21 protein-coding genes and 2 tRNA genes are annotated in these 24,074 nt (G+C 70.3%); 3 read left to right on the top strand and 20 right to left on the bottom strand.

Annotated elements, in window-relative coordinates:
- Window position 1: 1 nt before the first annotated feature.
- Together ACWCRD_RS19585 and ACWCRD_RS19580 are read left to right on the top strand one after the other, a co-directional pair.
- The gene (locus ACWCRD_RS19585; protein WP_450967068.1) at window positions 2–1,366 is read left to right on the top strand and encodes a cytochrome b/b6 domain-containing protein; all 1,365 of its coding nucleotides are present in this window, start codon (window positions 2–4) and stop codon (window positions 1,364–1,366) included.
- Complete coding sequence (locus tag ACWCRD_RS19580) at window positions 1,363–2,976, top strand: NADH-ubiquinone oxidoreductase-F iron-sulfur binding region domain-containing protein (protein WP_450697984.1); 1,614 nt, start codon at window positions 1,363–1,365, stop codon at window positions 2,974–2,976. Before ACWCRD_RS19585 ends, ACWCRD_RS19580 begins: the two co-directional genes overlap by 4 nt.
- Window positions 2,977–3,087: 111 nt before the next feature.
- On the opposite strand, the gene ACWCRD_RS19575 is transcribed toward ACWCRD_RS19580, so the two are convergent.
- From ACWCRD_RS19575 to ACWCRD_RS19530, 10 genes are all read right to left on the bottom strand, one after another.
- A tRNA-Ala gene (locus ACWCRD_RS19575) sits at window positions 3,088–3,160 on the bottom strand.
- 105 nt (window positions 3,161–3,265) lie between these two features.
- Window positions 3,266–3,499, bottom strand: a complete 234-nt coding sequence (locus ACWCRD_RS19570) for a hypothetical protein (RefSeq protein WP_003976229.1) — start codon at window positions 3,497–3,499, stop codon at window positions 3,266–3,268.
- Between the two features lie 3 nt (window positions 3,500–3,502).
- A complete protein-coding gene (locus ACWCRD_RS19565) occupies window positions 3,503–3,676 on the bottom strand; it encodes a hypothetical protein (protein WP_450967067.1) in 174 nt (57 codons plus the stop codon).
- 207 nt (window positions 3,677–3,883) lie between these two features.
- Window positions 3,884–3,956: transfer RNA gene (locus ACWCRD_RS19560), tRNA-Ala, on the bottom strand.
- 91 nt (window positions 3,957–4,047) lie between these two features.
- Complete coding sequence (locus ACWCRD_RS19555; RefSeq protein ID WP_450967066.1) at window positions 4,048–4,719, bottom strand: histidine phosphatase family protein; 672 nt, start codon at window positions 4,717–4,719, stop codon at window positions 4,048–4,050.
- Entirely contained in the window at window positions 4,719–5,162 is a 444-nt protein-coding gene (gene rsfS, locus ACWCRD_RS19550) for a ribosome silencing factor (protein WP_450967065.1), read from the bottom strand. The genes ACWCRD_RS19555 and rsfS overlap by 1 nt, the downstream gene beginning before the upstream one ends.
- Window positions 5,163–5,262: 100 nt before the next feature.
- Entirely contained in the window at window positions 5,263–6,978 is a 1,716-nt protein-coding gene (locus ACWCRD_RS19545) for a LytR C-terminal domain-containing protein (protein ID WP_450967064.1), read from the bottom strand.
- 16 nt (window positions 6,979–6,994) lie between these two features.
- On the bottom strand, window positions 6,995–7,681 hold the full coding sequence (nadD, locus tag ACWCRD_RS19540; RefSeq protein ID WP_450967063.1) for a nicotinate-nucleotide adenylyltransferase: 687 nt from the start codon (window positions 7,679–7,681) through the stop codon (window positions 6,995–6,997).
- Window positions 7,682–7,760: 79 nt separating this feature from the next.
- Complete coding sequence (locus ACWCRD_RS19535) at window positions 7,761–7,922, bottom strand: hypothetical protein (protein ID WP_450967062.1); 162 nt, start codon at window positions 7,920–7,922, stop codon at window positions 7,761–7,763.
- 108 nt (window positions 7,923–8,030) lie between these two features.
- A complete protein-coding gene (locus tag ACWCRD_RS19530) occupies window positions 8,031–8,192 on the bottom strand; it encodes a hypothetical protein (RefSeq protein WP_344402465.1) in 162 nt (53 codons plus the stop codon).
- Between the two features lie 126 nt (window positions 8,193–8,318).
- On the opposite strand from ACWCRD_RS19530, the gene ACWCRD_RS19525 reads away from it, so the two are divergent.
- Window positions 8,319–9,431 (top strand): M48 family metallopeptidase, encoded by a 1,113-nt coding sequence (locus ACWCRD_RS19525; RefSeq protein WP_450967061.1) that lies wholly within the window; start codon window positions 8,319–8,321, stop codon window positions 9,429–9,431.
- Window positions 9,432–9,477: 46 nt separating this feature from the next.
- Here ACWCRD_RS19525 and ACWCRD_RS19520 read toward each other — a convergent pair whose 3' ends face one another.
- The 10 genes from ACWCRD_RS19520 to ACWCRD_RS19475 all read right to left on the bottom strand — a co-directional run bounded on the left by ACWCRD_RS19520 (window position 9,478) and on the right by ACWCRD_RS19475 (window position 23,877).
- Entirely contained in the window at window positions 9,478–10,551 is a 1,074-nt protein-coding gene (locus ACWCRD_RS19520; RefSeq protein ID WP_450967060.1) for an SCO2583 family membrane protein, read from the bottom strand.
- Between the two features lie 112 nt (window positions 10,552–10,663).
- A complete protein-coding gene (locus ACWCRD_RS19515; protein ID WP_450967059.1) occupies window positions 10,664–11,233 on the bottom strand; it encodes an SCO2584 family spore wall biosynthesis protein in 570 nt (189 codons plus the stop codon).
- A 105-nt stretch (window positions 11,234–11,338) separates the two neighbouring features.
- A complete protein-coding gene (locus ACWCRD_RS19510) occupies window positions 11,339–12,625 on the bottom strand; it encodes a glutamate-5-semialdehyde dehydrogenase (RefSeq protein WP_450967058.1) in 1,287 nt (428 codons plus the stop codon).
- Between the two features lie 148 nt (window positions 12,626–12,773).
- Window positions 12,774–13,226, bottom strand: a complete 453-nt coding sequence (locus ACWCRD_RS19505; protein ID WP_389071596.1) for a hypothetical protein — start codon at window positions 13,224–13,226, stop codon at window positions 12,774–12,776.
- Between the two features lie 250 nt (window positions 13,227–13,476).
- Window positions 13,477–14,583 carry a glutamate 5-kinase gene (proB, locus tag ACWCRD_RS19500; RefSeq protein ID WP_450967357.1) on the bottom strand — a complete coding sequence of 369 codons (1,107 nt, stop codon included), beginning with the start codon at window positions 14,581–14,583 and terminating at the stop codon, window positions 13,477–13,479.
- A 210-nt stretch (window positions 14,584–14,793) separates the two neighbouring features.
- A complete protein-coding gene (locus ACWCRD_RS19495; RefSeq protein WP_450967057.1) occupies window positions 14,794–16,014 on the bottom strand; it encodes a glycosyltransferase family 2 protein in 1,221 nt (406 codons plus the stop codon).
- Between the two features lie 231 nt (window positions 16,015–16,245).
- On the bottom strand, window positions 16,246–18,354 hold the full coding sequence (locus ACWCRD_RS19490) for a hypothetical protein (protein WP_450967056.1): 2,109 nt from the start codon (window positions 18,352–18,354) through the stop codon (window positions 16,246–16,248).
- A 180-nt stretch (window positions 18,355–18,534) separates the two neighbouring features.
- Window positions 18,535–20,031 carry a D-ribitol-5-phosphate cytidylyltransferase gene (locus ACWCRD_RS19485; protein WP_450967055.1) on the bottom strand — a complete coding sequence of 499 codons (1,497 nt, stop codon included), beginning with the start codon at window positions 20,029–20,031 and terminating at the stop codon, window positions 18,535–18,537.
- Window positions 20,032–20,492: 461 nt separating this feature from the next.
- Entirely contained in the window at window positions 20,493–22,043 is a 1,551-nt protein-coding gene (locus ACWCRD_RS19480) for an alkaline phosphatase D family protein (protein ID WP_450967054.1), read from the bottom strand.
- A gap of 316 nt (window positions 22,044–22,359) precedes the next feature.
- Window positions 22,360–23,877 (bottom strand): VCBS repeat-containing protein, encoded by a 1,518-nt coding sequence (locus ACWCRD_RS19475; RefSeq protein WP_450967053.1) that lies wholly within the window; start codon window positions 23,875–23,877, stop codon window positions 22,360–22,362.
- Window positions 23,878–24,074 lie beyond the last annotated feature (197 nt).

The following is a 24,074-nucleotide window of genomic DNA, read 5'->3' as shown; positions in this document are numbered from 1 at the left end:
CATGAACCCTCGTCGTAGTAACACCACGCTCCCCAAGCCGGGCCGGTCGGCCTACGGGGTGGCGTCGGCTGTCGTACTGCTGCTCATACCCGTCGTCGTGCTGCTCGGAGGCGGGTGGCTGCAACAGTTCCTGAACTTCGGTGCGGGCGTCCTCTCGCTCGTCTGCCTCACCTGCTCGGTGATCTGGGGACTGGTGGCCCAGGACCGGCTCATCCTGAACACCCGCCAGCGGATCATCGCCCAGGGCATCCACCGGGTGACGGCCGTCGGCTCGATCGCGTTCCTGCTGGTGCACATCACCGTCAAGCTGGCGCTGGACCACACGGTGCTGATCGCCGCGCTGATCCCCTTCAGCCTCGGCGTCAAGGGCAGCGCGGGTCTCATCGGCCTGGGCTCGCTGGCCGGACTGCTCATGATCTTCGTGGGCATCACCGGCGCCCTGCGCAACCAGTTCGCCTCCCCGGCGCCGGTCGCGGCGCGCTGGCGCGCCATGCACGCCCTGGCCTACCCGGCCTGGTGCTCGGCGCTGGTCCACGGCCTGTTCGCGGGCCGCGCGGCGAAGCCGTTCTTCATGATCTCCTACGAGCTGTGCCTGGTCGCGGTGGCCGCCGCGCTCGCCCTGCGGGCGGCTCCCCGTCCGTTCAAGCGCCGGGTCGCCGACCGGCTGGCCGCCCTCCTGGGCAACGAGCCGGGCTCGTCCCGTGCCGAGGAGCTCGAAGCGAGCCGCGCACGCATCGGCGAGACCTCCTCCGCACTGCCGGGCTACGAGAACGCGCGGGCGCCGAAGCCGTCCCCCGCCGACACGATGACCACGCCCGCGGCGCCCTACTACGACGCCCCCGCCGCCCGCACCATGACCCCGGAGCCCGCCAACGGCTTCGCGGCCGCCTACCGTGCGGTCACACCACAGCGCGGCCGGCAGTCCTATGGGGCCGACCAGACCGCCCGCATGGACCTGCCCATGGACATGCAGCCCACGGAGTCGATCCCGCGCATGGACGGTGGCGGCAGCACCTCCGGCAGCTGGCCCGTCCCCACGCCCCCGCCGGTCGGCGAGGCACCCCCGTCGGCGTACGACCCGCTACAGGACACCGGATACAACATCCCGGCCTTCGGCAGTCCGGGCACAGGCGGGGACCCCATGCAGGACACCGGATACAACATCCCGGCCTATGGCAATCCGGGCGCCGCGGGGTACGGCGGAAGTGACATGTACGACACCGGTGAGACAAACACCCTCTACGGCACGTACAACCCGAACGACACGTACAACAGCGGTCCCGCCAATGAACCAGCGCCCGGTGCCTCGTTCGACGCACCGGGTTCGGGCGAACCTTGGAACACGCCTTCCGGAGGCTATAGGTGAACGAGGCCCTGCCCGACGTCCCGGAAGTCCGCGTGGTCGGACTTCCCCAGCTCACGTCTGGCTTCGACCTTGTCGAAAGACTCGATCTGCCCATGCACCTCAAGGTGCACGGGCCGCTCGAACCGCTCGGCGGCGAGCAGCTCGCGAAGCTCGCCGAGAACATCAACCTGAAGGGCCGGGGCGGCGCGGGCTTCCCCTTCCACAAGAAGCTGCGCTCGGTCGCCGAAGCGGCGATCAAGCGCGGCGTGCGACCGGTCGTCGTCGTCAACGGAAGCGAGGACGAGCCGGCCTGTCGCAAGGACACGGTGCTGATCAACCGTGCCCCGCACCTCATCCTGGACGGCGCTCTGCTGGTCGCCGAGGCGCTGGGTGCCCGCACGCTCGTGGTGGGGGTCACCCGTGAGTCGACACAGCGCTCGATGGAGGCCGCGCTCGCCGAACGCGGCCTGAGCAACGGCCGCCGATCGGTTCTACGCGCGCGCGTGCAGCGCAACCCCATCCGCATGGTGACCGGAGCGGCGGCCTCGCTGATCCGGTCCATCGACGGCGGCCCGGCGATCCCGCCCGGCCGCAAGGTCAGCGCCTCCCAGAACGGCGTCGGCGGCGCACCGACCCTGCTGTCGAACGCGGAGACCTTCGCCCAGCTGGCGATCGCCGCCCGCATCGGCCCGGAGCGCTACGGCAACACCGGCCTGTACGACGAGCCGGGCACGGTCATGCTGACGGTCTCCGGGGCGGTCGCCCGCCCCATGGTGATCGAGGTCCCCACGGGCGTCCCGCTGCGCTACGTCCTCCAGCTCGCCGGCGCCCCGCCGGTGCCCCAGGGCGTGCTGACGGGCGGCTACCACGGCAAGTGGATCGACGCGGCGACGGTCAACGAGGCGATCGTCTCCCGCAACTCCCTGGACGCGGTGGGCGGCGCGCTGGGCGCCGGCGCGATCCTGCCGATCAGTCAGGAGACCTGTCCGCTGGGCGAGTCGCTGCGCGTGGCGCAGTGGCTGGCCGAGGAGAGCGCGGGCCAGTGCGGTCCCTGCTACCTGGGTCTGCCGGCCGCCGCGCGCGGCATGGCGGACATCCTCAACGGCGGCGGCCCGGCCGCCCTGGAGGCGCTCAAGCAGGTCGCCAAGAACGTGAAGCGGCGCGGCGCGTGCTCGCACCCGGACGGCTCCGCGATGTTCCTGGAGTCGACCATCAAGGCGTTCACCGACGACCTGGCGGCGCATGTCCTCGGAAACGGCTGCGGACGGCCCGTGGAGGGCGTTCTGCCGCTCTTCGAGGGCGGGCAGCTGCCCACGGGCATCCCGGGCGGCGGCGAGCCCGTGGAGAACGGCCCCAGCCGTCAGAAGATCTACGTCGACTGGACCCTGTGCCGGGGCCACGGTCTGTGCGCGGACATCCTCCCGGAGGTGTTCGAGCTCGGCGCCGACGGCTTCCCGACCGTCGCCCAGGCGCAGGTGCCGCGCTACGCGGAGGCCAAGGCCCTGCGCGCGGTGCGCCGTTGCCCGGCACTCGCCCTGCGCATCGAGGAGGAGACGCCCAGGGACCGGGCGCCCTCCCGCAACCTGCCGGTCCTCTCGCAGGGCCGCGGGCGGCGCGCACTGGGCCGCTGAGCCGACGTCAGGAGGGGGGCCGCCCGCACCGGGCGGCCCCCCTCTCGCACAACTGCCCCCGAAAACACGAAGATCCCGCCGAATCGAAACGATCCGGCGGGATCTTGATTGTGGAGCTAAGGAGAATTGAACTCCTGACCTCCTGCATGCCATGCAGGCGCTCTACCAACTGAGCTATAGCCCCTTGCTTGGTCCTCCGGGGTTTCCCCCGGCGGCGACGCCAACATTACACGGTCCACCGGGTGGAACACCAAATCGTTTCCGTCGGCCCCGGGCAGGGCCGAGGGCGTCAAGCGGTGACGAAGGAGTAGAACCGCTTGAGCGTGCAGTGCTCCTCGAGCAGGCGGCCGTAGATCGGCTCGCCCTCGAGCTCACGGTACGTCTCGATCGGGTCGCCCTTTATGATCAGCGCCCGCGCACATTCCTCGCACCAGTACTGGTAGTCCGGATTGACCGGCTCCATGTCGCGGACGATCGGCGTACCGCTGCCGCACCAGTCGCACTTTCGCCTGTGTGCACCCATCGCTCAGCTCCAGCTGTGGCCGCAGGCCGTGCACACGTAGGAGATTCCGCCGTTGTCGCCGAGAACTTGGGCGACATGGACGGAACCGCAGGAAGGGCAGCTCAGACGGGTGACCGTGTCCCGTTTCGACGCCGCTTCGAGGAGGTGGCCGACCTCCTCGAGGATGCTCGCAGGCATCACTGCTCCCTCCCGTCGGGCCGCGCCCCCTTCCGGCCGTTTGATTCTGCCACGGCCGGACCAATACGGTCAGCGACGCCTCAGTACCAGTCCGGACACGGCGCCTTCGCAGAGGTATACGCCTGCGGGGCCGAAGTGACTCAAGCCGGTGCCGGAACACGAAAAAACCCGCCCCCAGTGGGGACGGGATCTTCGTCGACCGAACTGTGGAGCTAAGGAGAATTGAACTCCTGACCTCCTGCATGCCATGCAGGCGCTCTACCAACTGAGCTATAGCCCCTTGCGCTCTCCCCGCTGAGCGGGGCGAACGAGTAGAACTCTAGCCTGCGACCTGCCGGAAAGTGAAATCCGGGTGTGCGGACCGCCGGGCCTCAGTCGTCGTCGCCGAGCACCGGCTCCGGGAGCGTGCCGGCGTTGTGCTCCAGCAGGCGCCAGCCGCGGGCGCCCTCGCCCAGGACGGACCAGCAGCAGTTGGAGAGGCCGCCCAGGCTCTCCCAGTGGCGGGCCTCCAGGCCCAGGAGGCGTCCGATGGTGGTGCGGATCGTCCCGCCGTGGCTGACCACGACGAGCGTGCCGTCGTCGGGGAGCTTCTCGGCGTGCCGCAGCACCACGGGGGCGGCGCGCTCGGCCACCTCGGTCTCCAGTTCGCCGCCGCCGCGGCGGACCGGCTCACCGCGCTTCCACGCGGCGTACTCCTCGCCGTACCGCTCGATGATCTCCTCGTGCGTCAGCCCCTGCCAGACGCCCGCGTAGGTCTCCCGCAGGCCCTCCTCGTGGGTGACGTCCAGGCCGGTGAGCGCGGCGAGCTCGGCCGCGGTGTGCGCGGCGCGCTGCAGGTCGGAGGCGACGATCGCGTCGGGCTTGAGGGAGACGAGCAGCCGGGCGGCGCGGCGGGCCTGGGCGAGGCCCGCCTCGGTGAGTGCGACGTCCGTGCTGCCCTGGAAGCGGCGCTCCACGTTCCAGGAGGTCTGGCCGTGGCGCCACAGGATGACGCGGCGGCCGCGGCCCGCCCGGCCCGCGGACACCTCACCGGTGGCGCTCATCACCATTCACCGCCCAGGTCGGCCGCCTCCTCGGCAGCCTGCAGCTTGGCGTGCTCCTCGGCCTTGCCGCGGGTGGCCTTCGCGTCGGCGGGCAGCTCCAGCTCGGGGCAGTCCTTCCACAGCCGCTCCAGGGCGTAGAAGACGCGCTCCTCGCTGTGCTGGACGTGGACGACGATGTCGACGTAGTCGAGCAGGACCCAGCGGGCCTCGCGGTCGCCCTCGCGGCGCACCGGCTTGGCGCCGAGCTCCTTGTTGAGCCGCTCCTCGATCTCGTCGACGATCGACTTGACCTGGCGGTCGTTGGGTGCGGAGGCCAGCAGGAAGGCGTCCGTGATCGACAGGACGTCGCTGACGTCGTAGGCGATGATGTCGTGCGCGAGCTTGTCGGCGGCCGCCTGCGCGGCGGTGGTGATGAGCTCGATGGAGCGGTCAGTCGCGGTCACTACGAGGCTTTCGGTCGGCGGTCACTTGAGACCAAGGGTCTCACGGACCACCGACAGCACCCCACGTGATTATGGGATCACGTGGGGCTCGGCCGGCCGGCTAGGACGACGACGGCTTGTAGTCCCGGCCGAGGATCACCGAGACGTTCGCGTTGCCGGTGGCCTGGCCCCTGGTGACCGAGGCGGCGGGCAGGCCCAGGGTCTTGGCGACCTCGGCGGCGTTCTCCTTGTCGGCGGCGTCGGTGTAGACGACCTTGGACGTGGCCGAGGGGGCCGGGGCGGTGCCGCCCTCCAGGAAGGTGAAGCCGCCGTTGAGGAGGACCACGCGGGCCTTCTCTGTGTTGTCCTTCACACCGCTGGCGTTCTGCACGGAGACCCGGACCCCGGAGCCCTGGTCGGGGCTCTTCGCGGTACCGCCGAGGACGTCCTTGACCACACTGGCGCTTGCCTGCTCGCTCAGCGTGCCGTCGTTCTGGACGGGCAGCAGGGCGGTCTTGTAGTCGCCGCCCTTGGCGAGGTCGGCGAGCTTGGCGAGGAAGGTGCCGAGGTCCTTGTCGGTCAGGGAGGGGTCCAGGATCTGCGCCAGCGTCTGCACGGTGGTGGTCGCCTCCGTCGGGTCGGAGGACAGCTTGCGCAGCGTGGCCTGCATGACCTGGCCGAAGCGCTCCAGCTGGGCGTTCTGGGCCTCGCCGGAGGCGCGGTAGGTGGCGTAGGCGACGGCCATCTTGCCGCTGAGGGTCTGGTCCTTGCCCTGGTGGACGAGGGGCGCGCTGCCCTTCTTCGTGGCGTCGGGGTCGGGTACGTCGGCGTTGGTGTCGACGTCGATGCTGCCGACGAGGTCGACGAGGTTCTGCAGGTAGGGGGTGTCCAGCCGCCAGGTGCCCTCGATGTTGGTGCCGAGGACCGTGTTGAGGGCGTCGCGGGTGCCGGAGGAGCCGTCGTCCTGGACCGACTTGGCGAGGGTGGAGGTGTTGCCGTTGTCGTCCGTCAGGGCAAGGGAGTTGGGCAGCAGGACGGTGGTGCCCTGCTTGGTGGTGGTGTTGTCGACGAGCAGCGCCGTGGAGGTGCCGCCCTTCTTGGTGTTGTGCAGGTGGACGACGATCACGTCGCGGTTCTGGGCGCCCGCGGCCGTCGTGGTGCCGCCCTTCTTGGAGCCGGGCGACGACAGGCCCGGCAGCTTCCCGGCGTACCAGAGGTAGCCGACGCCGCCGACCGCGACCAGGGCCAGGACGACGACGAGGGCGATCATGCGGCTGCGGGCGCGGCGCTTGGCCTCCTCGCGGCGCTCGGTGCGGTTCTCGGTGAAGTTCAGCCAGTCGATGACGTCCTCGGACTCGGCGTCCGGGTCCTCGACGAAGGCGAACTGCTCGGTGTGGTAGTCCCGTTCGGGCCGGGGCGGCGCCTTCTCGCTCGGGGCGGGCTCCGCCGGGCCGGCCTGCTGCGGGATGTAGGCGGTCTGCTCGGCGACGACACGGGGCTGCTGACCACTCGCCGCGGCCTGCCCGTAGGGGTCGTACGGCGCCCCGGGCGCGCCGCCGTGGTGCGAGCCGGTGCCGTAGGGGTCGTAGGAGGGCACGGGCGGCTGCTGTCCGGTGCCGTAGGGGTCGTACTGCTGGGGGACCGGCTGCTGGCGGCCGGTGGCGTACGGGTCGTACCCGTACGCCTGCTGCTGCCCGTACGGGTCGTACGGCTGCTGGGGAGCGGCCTGCCCCGGCGCGGTCTGCCGGTAGACGGGCCGGCCGTACTCGTCGTAGCCGACGAGTTCGTACTGGTCCTCGTGGTCGCCGCCGTAGCCCGCGTCGTATCGGTCGTTCACCGGTGCCCCTCTCGGCTCACTCGCCGCGGTACAGCTCGCGCTTGTCGATGTAGCGCACGACTCCGTCCGGCACCATGTACCAGATGGGGTCTCCCTTGGCGACTCTCGCACGGCACTCGGTGGACGAGATGGCCAGCGCGGGAACCTCCACGAGGGAGACACCGCCTTCCGGGAGACCGTGGTCGGTCAGGTGGTGGCCGGGCCGGGTGCACCCGATGAAGTGCGCGAGGGAGAACAGCTCCGCGGTGTCCCGCCAGGTCAGCAGCTGGGCGAGGGCGTCGGCGCCGGTGATGAAGAACAGGTCGGTGTCGGGGTTGAGCGCGCGCAGGTCGCGCAGGGTGTCGACCGTGTAGGTGGGGCCGCCGCGGTCGATGTCGATACGGCTCACCGAGAACTGCGGGTTCTCGGCGGTCGCGATGACCGTCATCAGATAGCGGTCCTCGGCCGGGGAGACATGGCGGTGGGTCTTCTGCCACGGCTGTCCGGTCGGGACGAACACCACCTCGTCCAGGTGGAACTGCGCGGCGACCTCACTGGCCGCCACGAGGTGCCCGTGGTGGATCGGGTCGAACGTTCCGCCCATGACGCCGAGCCGGCGCTTGCCCGGGTTCGACGGCCCGTTGCCGGGGCCGCTCGTCGGGCGGGGTTCCGTGCCGATCGTCGCGTCCTTCGCCGGACCGGTAGGCATGTCCTGCTCTCCCATGCGTGCAGACCCTACCGGCCCGGCCTGAGGGCGCCGCCCCGAGGATGCCCGGAGTGCCCTGCTATGGGCACCGGGCGCCTCAGCGGTCGCGGTTGAAACGGGTGGTGATCCACAGCAGGAGCAGCAGGATGAACAGCGCGCTGCCACCGGTGACGTAGGGGCTGAGGCTCTCGTGGTTGGCGCCGCCCTCGCCCTCGGCGGCAAGGGTGGCCAACTGGGCGGCGGTGCTGTGGAAGCTCATCTCGACAGGACCTATCGGTGTGGGCGGGATAAAGATGTCGGCCCATCGTAAGCGGGCGCCTCCCGGGCGATCACCCCGACTCCGCGGTCGGGGAACCCTGGGCGGTCGTCAGTCGTCCTTCTGCTTGTAGCCCCGCAACAGGAACCACCCGGTCAGCGCACAACCCACCATCATCACGATCAGTACGACCCGGAGCAGATTCCCCGGCCCTTGGTGTGGGGCGGCGCTCGCGGCCTCGGCGAGCCAGGCGGCTGCGGGGGTGTGCTCCATGACTGATGGACTCCTTCGGTGTAGTGCCCGTCCACGGTAACTCCGCCTAGGCTGGGGCTTGCTTCGGGGGCGCAAAGGGCCGCACAAGGGTCCGCAAAGGGCCACTACACGCACATGGGGGAAGACATGTCCGACGACGGCCACGAGCACAACGGACACGAGAACGTACCGAGCAGGCAGCGCAGGCGCTTCCCGGGGATCTCCTCCCGTGCGTACGAGCACCCGGCGGACCGCTCCGCGCTGGTGGCGCTGCGCAAGCTGAGCGGCTTCGACACGGTGTTCAAGGCGCTCAGCGGGCTGCTGCCCGAGCGCAGCCTCCGGCTGCTGTTCCTGTCCGACTCGGTGCGCGTCTCGGACCAGCAGTTCGCGCACCTCAACGACATGCTGCGGGACGCCTGTTACATCCTGGACCTGGAGAAGGTCCCGCCGATGTACGTCAACCAGGACCCGCAGCCGAACGCGATGTGCATCGGCCTGGATCAGCCGATCATCGTCGTCACCACCGGGCTCGTCGAGCTGCTCGACGAGGAGGAGATGCGGGCGGTCATCGGCCACGAGGTCGGCCACGCCCTGTCCGGGCACGCGGTGTACCGCACGATCCTGCTCTTCCTGACCCAGCTGGCGGTCCGGGTCGCCTGGATCCCGCTGGGCACCATCGCGATCATGGCGATCGTGACGGCGCTGCGCGAGTGGTTCCGCAAGTCGGAGCTGTCCGCGGACCGGGCGGGACTGCTCGCCGGGCAGGATCTGCAGGCCTCGATGCGCGGCCTGATGAAGATCGCGGGCGGCAACCATCTGCACGAGATGAACGTGGACGCCTTCCTCAAGCAGGCCGAGGAGTACGAGGAGGGCGGCGACCTGCGCGACTCGGTGCTGAAGATCCTGAACCTGCTGCCGCGCTCGCATCCGTTCACCACCATCCGGGCGGCCGAGCTGAAGAAGTGGTCCGAGTCCCGGGACTACCAGCGGATCATGGACGGCCACTACCCGCGGCGCACCGAGGACAAGGACACCTCGGTCTCGGACTCGTTCAAGGAGTCCGCGGCGAGCTACGCGAGCAATGTGAAGAGCTCCAAGGACCCGCTGATGAAGCTGGTCAGCGACATCGCCGGCGGGGCCGGGGGCATCGGCGGCCGGATGCGGCGCGGGTTCGACGGTTTCACCAGCTCGGCTCCCTCGCAGGAGCGGCCGCCGCAGGACGAGCCGCCCACGGACACACCGCCGCGCCACGAGGACTGATCCGGCGGTTCGAAGCCGGCGGGGACGGCGGCACCCCGCCGGTCGCTCATACGCTGGGCTGCGCGCCGGGGGCCAGGGAGCCGCAGAGAGCGGTGGCGCCGCCCGTCGCGTAGGGGTCGGTGCCCGCGGGGCCGCCCGCCTTGGCCGTCTGTCCGGCCAGCAGCGGGTGGAAGTGGTTCGTCGAGTCCTCGGCGCAGGACAGCGGGCCGGCCTGGACGTAGGAGACCACCAGCTGGGCCTGGTGCAGGCGCAGGTCGTCGCGGTCGAAGCGGAAGTGCAGCTCGCGCCGGACGGTGAACAGGGAGGCCGGGGCCTTGGCGTCGGCGCCGGTCGGCTTCAGCGCGTAGACGAAGGTGTGGTCCGCGGTGACCTCGAGGGTGGCCGAGTCGGTCTCGGTGGCCTGCAGCGTGCCCTGGACGCGGATCCTGCCGTCGGCGAGCTGGGCGCGGGTCTGGTCGAAGCGAACCAGCCATCCGGTGGGCTGGTGGCGGCCGTCGGCCGTCGGGTGCTCGAAACTCTGGTCGAACTGGTCGAGTTGGCTGCCGTCGAGCAGGACACGGGCGGCGCGGACGTCCTGGCTGTTGAGCACATCGGGGTCGAGCGAGGAACGGACCAGGTAGTCCTTGGCGGTGGTCAGCGCGGCCACCACCTGGCTGTCCGAGAAGTGCGCGGTGCGCCGCGCGGCGGGCAGCGGTATGCCCTCGGCGCCGACGCGGAACTGCGCGGCGGGGCTGTGCGCGTACAGGTACTCGGGATCGGTCGCGCCCGGCACCTTGCCCTGTGGGGAGAGGGGTATGACGGTCATCCGCAGGGGCTCGACGGGCTGCCGGGCGGTGGCGCTCTGGTACGGGTGCCGTACACCCATGTAGATGGCGGTGCCGAAGGCCACCGCTATCAGCAGGACCAGGATCAGCGCCTGCCGGGACAGGCCTCTGTGCAGCGGCGGGCGCCGGCGTACGGCGGGCGCGTGGTCGGCCATGCGCTCCTGCGCGGAGAACTCCTGGAGGCGGGCAGCGCGGACGAACGACTCGTCGAAGACGACGGATCGGTATTCGTCCTCTCCTCCACCGCCGGGGGCGCCCTCGGGTGTCCCCTCAGGTGGGTCTCCAGGCCCTCCCATATATTCAGGGTAGGTCTCCGGGAGCCCCGGTAAACGCCCTGGTACACGACAACTTCTGACAGGTTCTCACCAGGTTCGAAAGTGAGCACGAAGGGGGCGCTCGGGCCGCCGCTCAGGGGGTCGGCGGGATGACCGAGAGCGCTGGCTGAGAGTTGTCGGCGGAGGCGGAGGGCGGCGGCGCGCTGCCCTGTTCCAGGCCGGTCGAGGCGGGCGGCGGCGGTCCCTGGTCCCGGCTGCCCGAGGAGGCGCCGCGGTAGACCGCGGTGAAGGCCAGCGCGACCATGCCTATTCCCATCACGAGGGCGAGCATCCAGGCGACCGGGCGGTGCCAGCGGACCTGTTTCCCGTACGACCCCGGGGCGCCGTAGCGGCCTTCCAGGAGGTCGGTGTCGTCCAGGTCGTCCAGGTCGGGATCATGGCCGAAACCGGAGGGCTGGTACCCCTCCTCGTACCGCTCGCCCCTGCCGTGGGCCCGGCGCGCTTCCGCCTCGGAGGCCTCCGCTCTCGCCTGGGCGGCGGCAAGGAGGCGTTCGACGGCGGTCGGCTCGTGCACCACGGCCGCCCGTACGAAGGCCTCGTCGAAGACCACGGAGGCGAACTCTTCGTCCGACACCCCGCGGTCGTGGTCGTCGTCGGGCTCCCAGCCGTCAGGGAACGGCGTGCCCCCCACGTCCTCCGGCACGGATCCAGAGTAGACCTGGGGGGTCAATTTGGGCAGACGGTATGGAAATTCATCCGCCTTGTGAGACACCTCTCGTGCGGCGCACCCGCCCGGGAGGGCGCGGTCTCAGCGCCGGATGTGTCCGTCGCCGGTGACGATGTACTTCGTGCTGGTCAGCTCCGGCAGCCCCATCGGGCCGCGCGCGTGCAGCTTCTGCGTGGAGATGCCGATCTCCGCGCCGAAGCCGAACTGACCGCCGTCGGTGAAGCGGGTGGAGGCGTTCACGGCGACGGTGGTGGAGTCGACGAGCTGGGTGAAGCGGCGGGCGGCCTGCTGCGAGGTCGTCACGATCGCCTCGGTGTGACCGGAGGTCCACAGCCGGATGTGCTCGACGGCCTTGTCCAGGGAGTCGACGACGGCGGCGGCGATGTCGTAGGAGAGGTACTCGGTGTCCCAGTCCTCCGGCGTGGCCTCGACGACGGTGGCCTTGGAGTCCTTCGCGTACGCCAGCACCCGCGGGTCGGCGTGCACGGTCACGCCGGCCTCGGCGAGGGCGTCCAGGGCGCGCGGCAGGAACTCCGGGGCGATGTCCTGGTGGACCAGGAGGGTCTCGGCGGCGTTGCACACGCTGACCCGCTGGGCCTTGGAGTTGATCAGGATGTCGATCGCCATGTCGAGGTCGGCGTTCGCGTCGACGTAGACGTGGCAGTTGCCGGTGCCGGTCTCGATGACGGGGACGATCGACTCCGTCACGACGGTCTGGATGAGGGAGGCGCCGCCGCGCGGGATCAGGACGTCCACCAGGCCCCGGGCGCGCATCAGCTCGCGCACGCTCTCGCGGCCCTCGCCGGGCACGAGCTGTACGGCGTCGGCGGGCAGTCCGGCGCCGCCGACGGCGTCCCGGATGACCCGGACGAGGGCGGTGTTCGACTCGTAGGCGGAGGCCGAGCCGCGCAGCAGGACCGCGTTGCCGGACTTCAGGCAGAGGGCGGCGGCGTCGACCGTGACGTTCGGGCGGGCCTCGTAGATGATGCCGACGACGCCGAGCGGGACGCGGACCTGGCGCAGGTCGATGCCGTTCGGGAGGGTCGAGCCGCGGACGACCTCGCCGACCGGGTCGGGCAGGGCGATCACGTCACGCACGTCGGAGGCGATGGCGCGCACCCGCTCCGGGGTGAGCGTCAGCCGGTCGATGATGGCCTCGCTGGTGCCGGCCTCGCGGGCCTTGGCGATGTCCTTGGCGTTGGCCTCGACGATCTCGCTCGTACGGACCTCCAGGGCGTCCGCGATGGCGGCCAGCGCGTCGTCCTTGACCGCGCGCGGCAGCGGGGCGAGGTCGGCGGCGGCGGCCTTGGCGCGGTAGGCGGCCCGGTTGACCGGGGACATGGAGTCGTACGGCGAAAGCGTGGTCATGAGGGAAGGGTAGTGCGCCGAGGGCGCCCGTTCAGCAGCCATTCCAAACCCCGAGACGCGCCCATTTGCGCCTAAACCGGCGCCGCTCTCGCGGAGGTGGTTGCTCGCCGTGGGAGTTCCTCAATTGGTGGTTACGGTCCGTGCGGGATCAAAAGGGGTGTACGCCGACCGGGGTCGCGGGCGCGGGGCCGTAGCCGGCCGCTATCCGCTGGTGGTAGGTCTCGCGGTCGATGACCTCCAGGCCGACGATCTCCCAGGGCGGCAGCTTGGCGGTCTGGCGGTGCTCGCCCCACAGGCGCAGGGCGACGGCGGCCGCGTCGTGCAGGTCGCGGGCCTCCTCCCAGTAGCGGATCTCCGCGTGGTCGCCCGCGTACCGGCTGGTCAGCAGAAAGGGGTGGTCGTGGGCGAGCTGTTCGAGGCCGCGCCGCACCTCCTTCAGGGGGGCCTCCTCGCCGGAGACGCTGAGGGTGACGTGCCACAGGCGCGGCAGGTCGGCCGGCTCCTCGTACCGGTCGCCGGCCGCGACGCTGGTCAGGGCGCGCTCCTCGCCGGCCGCGCGGGAGGGGGCGCCGTCACGGGACGCCGCCGCCCCAGGGCGCACTCGTCTCACGACGGCCTCCTTCACGCAGTGATCGACTGGCGGACGTGCGGAATGTATCCCTGAGACAAAGTTGAGCAGGCCGCAAGGGCTCGTGGGGCGGTTTTGCGGAACGTCCACCTCACGACGGGTCGATTTGCGGGGCGTTCCCCCCGTTTTCGGCTGGGGCCTGGGGGCTGCGGCCAGAGATACGGGGGCCGGGGGCCAGGGGCGACTTCGTAGGGCCGGGCGCCGCGTTTGCCGTCGGCGGGCGTCAAGGGTGCAGGAGTACCAGGTCGTCCCGGTGGATGACCTCGCGTTCGTAGGCCGGGCCCAGTTCGCGGGCCAGTTCTCGGGTGGAGCGGCCGAGGAGTTGGGGGAGTTCCTTGGCGTCGAAGTTCACGAGGCCGCGGGCCACCGCGCGGCCTTCGGCGTCCCGCAGTTCCACCGGGTCCCCGGCGACGAACTCGCCCTCCACGGCGGCGATCCCGGCCGGCAGCAGGGACTTGCGCCGCTCGACGACCGCCCGTACCGCCCCGTCGTCCAGCGTGAGGGAGCCCTGCGGGGTGGAGGCGTGCTGCAGCCACAGCAGCCGGTCGGCGGAGCGCTTGCCGGCGGGGTGGAAGTAGGTGCCCGTGTCGCCACCGTACAGGGCCTCGGCCGCGTGGATCGCGCTGGTCAGGACGACGGGGATACCGGCGGCTGCCGCGATCCGGGCCGCCTCGACCTTGGTGACCATGCCTCCGGTGCCGACGCCGGCCTTGCCAGCGCTGCCGATCTCGACGTGCGCGAGATCCTCGGGCCCGCGTACCTCGGCTATCCGCGAGGTGCCCGGCTTGCTCGGATCGCCGTCGTACACGCCGTCGACGTCGGACAGCAGCACCAGCAGGTCGGCGTGGACGAGGTGGGCGACGAGGGCGGCGAGCCGGTCGTTGTCGCCGAAGCGGATCTCGTCGGTGGCGACGGTGTCGTTCTCGTTGACGATCGGGAACGCGCCCATCGCGAGCAGCTTGTCGAGGGTGCGGGAGGCGTTGCGGTGGTGGGCGCGGCGGCTCATGTCGTCGGAGGTGAGCAGGACCTGGCCGACCCGGACGCCGTAGCGGGCGAAGGAGGCGGTGTAGCGGGCGACCAGCAGGCCCTGGCCGACGCTGGCGGCTGCCTGCTGACGCGCGAGGTCCTTGGGGCGGCGGCGCAGTCCCAGCGGTGCGAGCCCCGCGGCGATGGCGCCGGAGGAGACCAGGACGATCTCCTTCTCCCCGCCGCTGCGGCTCTTGGCGAGGACGTCGACGAGCGCGTCGACCCGGTCGGCGTCCAGGCCGCCGGACGCGGTGGTCAGCGACGAGGAACCCACCTTGACGACGATCCTGCGGGCCTCGCTCACGGCCTGCCTTGCCCCTGCCACCTTGTTCTTCCGTCCCCTCGCACGCTCAGGCTCCCCCGCCCGGCAATCTACGCGAAGGGGACCGCACCCCGCGCGCCGGTCCAGTCACCGGACAGGCGCCACGTGACCATTTGGCGCTGCGGTCCGGCAGGGCAAGAGCGCCTGCTCCCCGCTCCGGGGGACGTGCCGCGCGCCTTAGGACGCGGGCCGTCAGGCCGCCGCCGCGGTTCCGCCCGCGCCCGCCCGGGCCTTCATCACCCTGCGTGCCTTGCGCACCGCCCGCTTCAGCACGGAGGCGGCGGAGTGTTCGCGGTAGCCCTCGACGGCCCTGGCCTCGCGGGGCGCGGCGAGGTAGACGGAGTCGGGTACGGCGGCCGTCGCGTCGCGGAAGTGCGGGTAGGCGAGGTAGACCTCCCGGCCCTTCTTCTCCAGGACGGGCGCCGCCTGCTTCTTCGCCTTCACGAACTGCACGACCGGCACGAGGAGTTCGGGCCGCTGCTCGGCGACCAGGTGCAGTCGCAGCCGCTCCTCGACCTTGAGGCGGCGTGCGACGCCCTCGCTCCAGAACTGCTCCATCAGCGGCTTCGCCAGCTCGAACTTGTGCCGCCGTACCTTCTCGCTGTCCGTGAGGTACTTCGGGCCGAACTGCGGCAGCAGCGTGATCAGGAAGGGGCGGACCAGGAGCATGTCGCGCTTGTCCCCGGCGGGGACGAGTTCGGCGATCAGGTTCATGAGGGCGCGCGCGGAGTCGAAGCGCAGGGTGTAGCCCCCGCTCTTCGTGACGTGCTTGCCGTCCTCGCGGCCCACCAGGTAGTAGCAGGTGTAGTCGGCGAGCACGGAGACGCCGTTCGCCCGCAGATACGCCTCCATCGTGAACAGGGCGTCCTCGCCGGTCCACAGGGACTCGTCGAAGCGCATGCCGTGCCGCTCCAGAAGCGCACGGCGGAACAGCTTCTGCGCGCTCAGCGTGAACTTGATGTTGGAGGAGTAGACGTCGGTGCGGCCGAGGGTCTTGCCCCACATCGACCCCGGCGGCTTGCGGTTGATGCCCTCGACGCGGCCGAGGACGACGTCCGTGCCGTTGCGGTCGGCCATGGCGACCATGCGCTCCAGGGCCTCGGGACCGAGCCGGTCGTCGGCGTCGAGGAAGAAGACATAGCGACCGGCGGCCTTGCCCAGGCCGACGTTGCGCGGGCCGCTGGGGCCGCCGGAGTTGTCCTGCCGGATCACCGTGACCGACATCGCCGCGCGGGCCGCGAACTCCTCCAGGTACTCCCCCGACCCGTCCGTGGAGCCGTCGTCGACCGCGATGACCTCGATGCGCTCCGGGTCGATGGTCTGTGCCTCGACGGACGCCAGGCACTCGACCAGATACGGCATCGCTTCGTACGCCCCGATGACGACGCTCACATCAGGCTGCGTCACGGTCACTGTTTCTCCCTCGTCAACGGGATATTCCCCCCGTATCGCCTCATTCGCTATCCGGAAAGACGGCCGGCCCGGTCAAGCGGTTGCCCTATGGTCAGCTTTTCGTGATCCGGTTCACATGGCGAACGGACAGGTACGGACACATGAACCTACGAAGAAGGGCCCGGTTTTCGAGGATCACTCCTCGAAAACCGGGCCCTTCTCACTGGTTTCACACCGTGAGCGGCGGCCTTCTCACGCGGTGGGCGGCTGCGCCGACAGGGCGTCCGACAGCTCGTCCGCGCCGGGGGTACCGGCCGCGGCGGCCCGGGACTCCTGGCCGCGGTTGCGAGTGTCGGCCTTGAGCGCCAGGTTCGCCACCGCGGTGTTGAACTGCTGGATGGACGTCGGCTCGTCCGGGCCGAGCAGGTACTTCTTCAGCTCCTTGCGGTCCTCCGCCAGTGTGTCGGCGGCGGGGTCGCGGACCGCGTCCAGCAGTGCGCCCAGTTCCTTGGCGCTGGTGGAGAGGATCACCGCGGCGCGCACGGCGGTGTTCTGCCGCTTGAACTCCTCGACGCCCAGCCCGGCGGAGTCCGTGACCGCGTACGGCTTGCCGCTCGCGATGAAGTCGGAGACCACGCTGGAGATGTCGGAGACCATCGCGTCGGAGACGTTGAAGCAGTCGTACAGGCGCGGCTCGGCGCCCTCGATGACACGGTGCTCCCACGCCGGGAAGGAGCGCCAGTAGGCCTCGTTCCACTCGCCGCGCAGCCGGGCGACCTCCTCGTACCTGTCGACGTCGACCACACCGTCACGGGTGGCCTCGGCCTCGTCGGCCCGCTCACCTCCGGTGCCGACCAGTTCCGCGATCCGGGCCTCGATGCGGACGAGGTCGGCCTTCGCCTTCTCCTGCGCGGCGGCGTCGGAGGTGAAGCCGGAGTCGGCGGCGCGCTCGGCGGCAGCCTTCTCGACCAGGGCGACGATGCGCTGGTGGGCGGCGGCGGCCTTGGGCAGGACCGTGCCCGTGAAGGGGTGCGGCTTGTACAGGACACGCACCGGCGGGTCGGCCTTGACCAGCTTCTTCACGATGCTCTCGCCGGCGAGCATGATCGAGGTGTTGCCCGGGTCGCCGTCCCAGCCCTCCCAGGTGGGCGCGTACAGCACGGTCGGACAGCGCCCATCAGCGGCTCCGCCGCGGGGCCCCTGCGGCACGCTCTCCCGCCCCTGGATCGGCGCCAGCTGCGGGCGACCGACCTCCACGATGTCCTCGTCGCGGACGCCGACGTCGGCGATGGCGTAGCGGTCGCGGCCCGCGCGGCCGGCGGTCCACACCTCGTCGTACGCCTTGCTGAACGGGTTGACGCTGGCCAGCTTGTCGCTGTCGCCGTGGCCGATGAAGACGTGCTTCATGGTGGGCACGCGCAGCAGGTGGATGTTCTTGCCCACGTTCGCGGCGTACAGCGCGACCCGCACCGTGGACAGGTCCATGTTCATCAGGTGCACCCCTCCGGGCACGCAGATGACGGGGACCGTGGTGGGCGCCAGGTTCTGCAGGATGATCCGCTCGCGCAAGAGGATCAGCGGCCGGGAGTCCAGCTGCTCCATGGTCTCCAGCCACATGTTGACCTGGTAGGCGGAGTCCTTGGAGCCGGAGAAGTACAGCACCGTCTGCGGCTTGTACTCGTGCAGCCAGTCGTCGACGGCCGCGAGGACCTTGTCGGCGCCCGGCGGGATCTTGCGGCCACTGACGTACGGCACGAGCGCGAGGACGTACAGGCTGCCCAGGCCGAGGGTGATGCCGATGCCGACGAAGCCGGCCACGGACGAACCCGCCACGGCGGAGATCAGGATGCCGACGACGGCCGCGAGGTCGAGGTGGAGCATCTTCTCGGCCGACCGGTCGAGCAGCCCCAGCGGCGGGGCGTCCGGGATGGTGATCCGCGACTTCAGATCGACGTTGCGGGTGGCGACCGGCAACCGCCGCCGGTTGCGGATCAGCGTGACCACGGCGCCATGCGGGGCCTGGAGGCCGTAGAACGCGATGAAGCAGCCGATCGCTCCGTAGTAGATCAGGTTGTTCGCGAGGTCCAGCCGGGCCAGCAGCAGGATCAGCAGGAGCTCTCGGATCAGGAAGCGGATCGAGAGACCGGCTCTGACCTTGCTCAGCCGGTTGACCAGATAACTGCCCTTCCGGTGCAGGTAGTGGTCGGCCAGGTACGTCACGGCGGCCGCTGCCGCGAAGGCGTAGACGCTCGGGACGAGCGCGGCCACCATGATCGCCGGGAAGCCCAGCATCATGAGGATCGCCGCGGCCAGTTCGGCCGCGCTGCCCACCCGGGCGACGCGAATAGCGGTGGATATCACGGAGAACCTGCTCTGGGAGGGGGAGTGCCGGTTTTGTTCTGAAGTGCGCAGGATTTGTGGCAATTCGATGGGAATTCGTCGGGTGTACGGATTCAGGCCCCTGCGAACACCCGGTCAATACACTGCATTGACACCGGAAAGCAGAGGCCTGAATAACGGAAGACTAATTCCCGTCGATTATTACATGCCGTCCTGTCGGTCCAGCACCGAGGCCAGCGCCTGCTCGAAGCCGGAGGCCTTCGCCGCGCCCGCCGTCGGGTCCTGCTGGCGGACGTCGATGACATGGCCGGTCAGCTCGGACAGCAGCACGTCCAGCGAGGTGCGGGCCACCGCCTCGGAGGAGAGCAGCGAACCCTCGGGTTCCTGGCCGAAGGCCTTGGTGCGCATGGGCGTCGCGGTGCGCTCCGGGTTGACGCAGTTGACGCGGATGCCGTCACCGGCCCACTCGTCGGACAGGGCCTGGGTGAGGTTCACCATGGCGGCCTTGGTCGAGGAGTAGAGGCTGTACTCGGCGCGGCCGCGTGTGTAGCTGCTGGAGGTGTACAGCAGCAGCTGGCCCTTGGTCTCCGCCAGGTACTTGTACGCGGAACGAGCGATCTGCACCGGGGCCAGGTAGTTGACCTTCAGCGCTTCCTCGATGGTCGCATTGTCGGTCTCGGCCAGCTTGCCGATGCGCAGCACGCCCGCGGTGTTGACGACGTAGTCGATGCGGCCGGTCTCCGCGTACGCCTTGGACAGCGCGTCGTCGACCTCCTCCGGGTTCTCCACGTGGGTACCGGTGGTGGAGCGGCCGAGCGCGTACACCTTGGAGCCGTAGGACTCGGCGAGTTCGGCGATGTCCTTGCCGATGCCGTACGAGCCGCCGAAGATCACGACGGTCTTGCCGGTGAGCAGCTCGCGGTAGGCCTGCTCGCTCACCTGCTCGGGCGCGGCCGTGGAGGCGAGCTGGAACAGCTTGTCGGCGATGAAGACGTCGACCGGCTGGGTGACCTTCATGTTGTACTCGTCGCCCGCGACGACATGGATCGGCACGTCCGGCAGGTACTTCAGCACGACGGAGCAGTCGTCCGTGGCCTGGAAGTTGGGGTCGCCCGCCGCGACCTCGTAGGCCCTGCGGATGGTGGACAGCTTGAAGGCCTGCGGGGTCTGGCCGCGGCGCAGCCGGGACCGGTCCGGGATCTCGGTGATGAACTCGCCGTCCTCGCCGTGCGTGCGCGTGACGATGATGGTGTCCGCGGACGGGATGGCGACGTCGACGGCCTGGTAGCGCTCGAGGGCGACCACGCAGTCGTCGATCACGCGCTGCGCGAGCAGCGGGCGCACGGCATCGTGGAACAGGACGTTGAGGTCCTCGCCCTCGGCCAGGCCCTCGCCGAGGGCCTCGATGGCGCGCTCGGTGGTCTCGTTCCGGGTCGAGCCCCCCTCGATGATCTTCTTGACCTTCTTGAACCCGGCCTTGGCGACGATCTTCTCGATGTCGGGCACGTATCCCGGCGCCATCAGCACGATGACGTCGTCGATCGAGTCGGCCTTCTCGAAGGTGGTCAGGGTGTGCTCGATGACTGCCTTGCCGGCGATCTTCAGCAGCTGCTTGGGGATCGAAAGACCCACACGCTGGCCGGTACCACCGGCCAGGATCACTGCGGTGGTACGGGGCTTGGCTATGTGCTGGGACACAGAGGACCTACCTTGGGGCGACAGGGAACGCGGAAATGGTCCCACTTGCGGTTACCGCTGTGCAAGGTGAGCGCTGTTCGCTGCATATGTGCGCGCCATCTGTCATTCACCTGGCACTGCTGGTGACGGTGGGACCACCTGCGTCGGCCGCGTCGGAATTGCTGTGAGTAACTGCACAGGGACGGCGCGGGGCGGCGCCGGATCGCCGAGGGGCCGTACGCCCATATGGGCGACGCGGTCAATCATCTCGGCGGTGGTCCAGGTGGCGGCCTCGACGGTCCACTGCGCGGTCGAGATCTTCACGTCCCGCGGCGTCGGGCTGCACCTGTTCTTCATATGCATGCCCGCGCCGTTATGAACGAGCCTGGAATGCAGCCGGTCAAGCAGTCCATTGCCCCGGATTTCGGTATTGGGATTCCGGGGAGACACATTGCTTCCGCAGCGACAGTTTGCGCGGCCGGTCAGACCAGCCGCACGCCGGGTTCGCCCGATTCCACCCGCAGCCGCGCCAGCGTGCTGGGCGCGGCGGTCGGCCGGAGGACCGTGTCCACCACCCTCACCTGCGCGTCGATGCCGTCGCGGTCGATGTCGAAGAGGTGGTAGCCGCGGTGGGCGTCGATCAGCTTCCAGTGCGGGTTGTCCGGCATCCGCCGGTCCCACTCGGCGTGGAAGGCGGCCTGGTCCTGGTCTCCGTTGCTGGAGATGGACGTCCCGACGAACTCGGCGCCGACGACCTCGGACTCCGGGTCGTCGTAGTCGGTCCTGAGGTCGCTGATCATCGTGAAGTGGCGGTCGCCGCTGAGCACCACCGGGTTGCGGATGTCGGCGAAGTCCTCCAGCAGGGCATTGCGCTCCACCTGGTAGCCGTCCCAGGCGTCGTAGTACCAGAGCTTCCCCTCGCCGATCTGCAGATCGGTCTCGGCCATCATGATCTGCGAGGCGATCAGGTTCCAGCGGGCCGGGGAGTCCTGCAGCCCGTCCAGGAGCCACTCCTTCTGCCGGGCGCCGAGCATGGTGAGCGACGGGTTCTCGGCGGCCGCCTGGCCGGTCACCTGGTCACTGCGGAACTGCCGGGTGTCCAGGACGTTCAGGCGGACGAGGCGGCCGAACTCCAGCCGCCGGTACATCTGGATGTGCGGGCCGTTCGGGATCGCCGAGGCACGGACCGGCATGTGCTCGTAGTACGCCTGGAAGGCCGCCGTCAGCCGGGCCACGAACGCGTCGTGCGGCTGCTTGTCGGGGTCCTGCGGGATCTCCCCGGCCCAGTCGTTGTCGACCTCGTGGTCGTCGAAGGTGACCACCCAGGGCGTGCTCGCGTGCACCGCCGCGAGATCGGGGTCGGTCTTGTACTGCGCGTACCGGTTGCGGTACTGCTCCAGGGTGTACGGCTCTCCCGTGCCCTCGTGCCTGCGCACGGCCGTGGCCGACGGGGCGGACTCGTAGATGTAGTCGCCGACGAAGAGGACGAAGTCGGGGTCCTGGTCGAGCATGTCGGCGTACGGCGTGAAATAGCCGTGCTGCCAGTTCTGGCAGGAGGCGAGCGCGACGCGCAGCGAGCCGCCCCTGCTGTGCGGGTGCGGGGCCGTGCGGGTGCGGCCGGTGGGCGAGATCTGGCCGCTGGTGCGGAAGCGGTACCAGTACGTGCGGTCCGGGCGAAGGCCCCGTACGTCCACGTGAACGCTGTGCCCGTACTCGGGCCGGGCCTGGGCGACACCCCGGCGCACGGGCTTTCTGAACCGGTCGTCCTCCGCGAGCTCCCACTCCACCGGGACCACGGTGTCGGGCATGCCTCCGCCGTTCAGGGGGTCGGGGGCGAGCCGGGTCCACAGCACGATGCCGTCGTGCAGCGGGTCGCCGGAGGCGATGCCGAGGCTGAACACGCCGTCGGGCAGGGTGGCTTCGGCCGCGCGGGCCGTGGCCGGCAGCCAGAGCTGGGCGGACGCGGCGGCGCCGAGGACGGCGGCACCGGCGGTCAGAAAGCGGCGTCGGTCGGGCGAGATTGCTCCGGTCATCGCGAACTCCCCTGTCTCGCAAGCCTGGACACGTGAAAGCTCACGCAGCCGGGCGGTCCACCCGCTGAACAGAGGCCTTCGCGTGCATGACAAATGGGCAGACAACAGAAGGCCCGTTGCGACACGGGAACAACACGACAACGTGATTTTGCCGCAACGGGCCCTACATGCCGTCAATTGACACCGGGCAGGGGGCTGTTCAGTGAGCGAAGTTCAAGCCGAGTTCGGCGTCGGCCGCGCCCGAGCCGGCACCGTCGAAGACGTTTTCGCCCGGTGAACCGACGGAGAGCTCGGCGCGTGAACTCAGCCGGTGCCTTCAGCGGGTGAACTCGCTTCCGAGCCGCGCGAGTTCGGGGTCGGTACCGAGCGCCTTGGCGCCGAAGGAGAGGGAGCCGGTGGTGGTGACCCCGGAGGCAGTGGAACGGAATCCCCATACCGAACCGGCATTCGAGTTCTCACCGGGCGCGCCGACGACCAGATCCGCACGGCCGATGGGGGTCCCCCCGCTCGAGCGAAGTCGAGAGTGGGGGAGGTCGCCGTCGAGGAGGGTGACCGCCCCGCCGAAGTGGTCCGCGCGCTCGGCCGTGCCGGGTACGCCCGCCGTGTTCTGGCTGAACACCTTCGTACCGGCGCCGGTCGGCCCGGACGCGCTGCCGGGAACGACGGCGACCGTCCCCGCATCGGTCACACCGGAGAAGTCCTCACCGGGAATGCCGACCGCGATGTCGGCGTAACCGTCGCCGTTCACGTCACCGACCGCGACGTCCGTACCGAAGAGATCACCGGACTCCGTCGCCCCCGGCACGCCGGGCGTGTCCTGGTCGATCGTGCGCGGGTCGGCGGCCTGCGGCCCCTGTGCCGTACCGAGCACAATGCCGATCCGCTCGCCGTACTCGCTCGGGTCGGGCGTGCCGTCGCCGGAGTACGCGACCCGGGGCCGCCCGAAGACGAGATCGTCCCGTCCGTCGCCGTTGACGTCACCGAGCGCGATGCTCTCACCGCCCTCGATCTCCCGTCCCTCGCCGTCCTTCAGATGCACCGGCGAGGCGAGACCGTTCCGGGTGCCGTGCAGGTAGAGGAGGGTGTGCCCGACATTCTGGTCGCCCGGGTCGTCGAAGTCGTACGGCCCGGTCAGCACGACCACGTCGCCGATGCCGTCCCCGTCGACGTCCCCGCTGGCCACGTCCAGCACCTGCACATCGGCGTCGGTGAACGAGATGTCCTGGCTGCGGGCGGGCACTCCGGTCCGGCTGAACGGCCCCGACTCCAGCGACGAGGGCCCCGCCAGGTCGGCGTGCCCGTCCCCGTCGAAGTCACCGGCGACGACCCGCGCGAAACCGTCGGTGAGCGCGCCCGGCAGAATCGTCCCGCCGGAAAGCCCGCGCTTCCCGCCCCACAGCACGGTCACACTGCCGTGCCGGGCCACCCCGCCCTGCGTCCACTGCTCCCCCGCCGCCGGGACCACGAGATCGGTGTAGCCGTCGCCGTCCAGGTCACCGGCGGTGAGATGCGCCCCGAAGTGGTCGCCCGCCTCGGGGGTGCCGGGGACACCCGGCGTCGCCTGGGTGAAGACCTGCCTGCTCGCAAGGTTCAGCCCATGGGCCGACCCGTACACGACGGCGACATAGCCGGCGGCCTTCTTACCGCCGACCGTGGCGCCCGGCGCCCCGGTGGCGAGGTCCTCGTACCCGTCACCGTTGAAGTCCTGCCGGACACTCTTCGACGCGGCGGGCTGTGCATGGGCGAGCGGCGAGACCACACCGGTCGCGGCGAGCAGAGCGATCGCGACCGCGACGGCACGCCGCGTTCTGGGTACTGCAACGGACTCGGACACGTCGACTCCGGGAATCTGAAGGACAGTTGACCGCGGTGAGGCTCAAGATCCTCTTCCGCGCTGCCCAGTACGACTCCCCACGGGCCGAGAGGGTTGCCCCACCCAGCCCGTCCGGCGTTTGAGTACGAGGCCGTTCGGGCCGAAAGCGGGGGTGGGGGGGGGGGGGGGCGGCCCCGCCCCCCCCCACACCCCCGCCC

Source organism: Streptomyces sp. NPDC002092, from assembly GCF_053593775.1.
The sequence above is the reverse complement of the archived record's forward strand: the minus strand, read 5'-3'. Positions and strand labels throughout refer to the sequence as shown.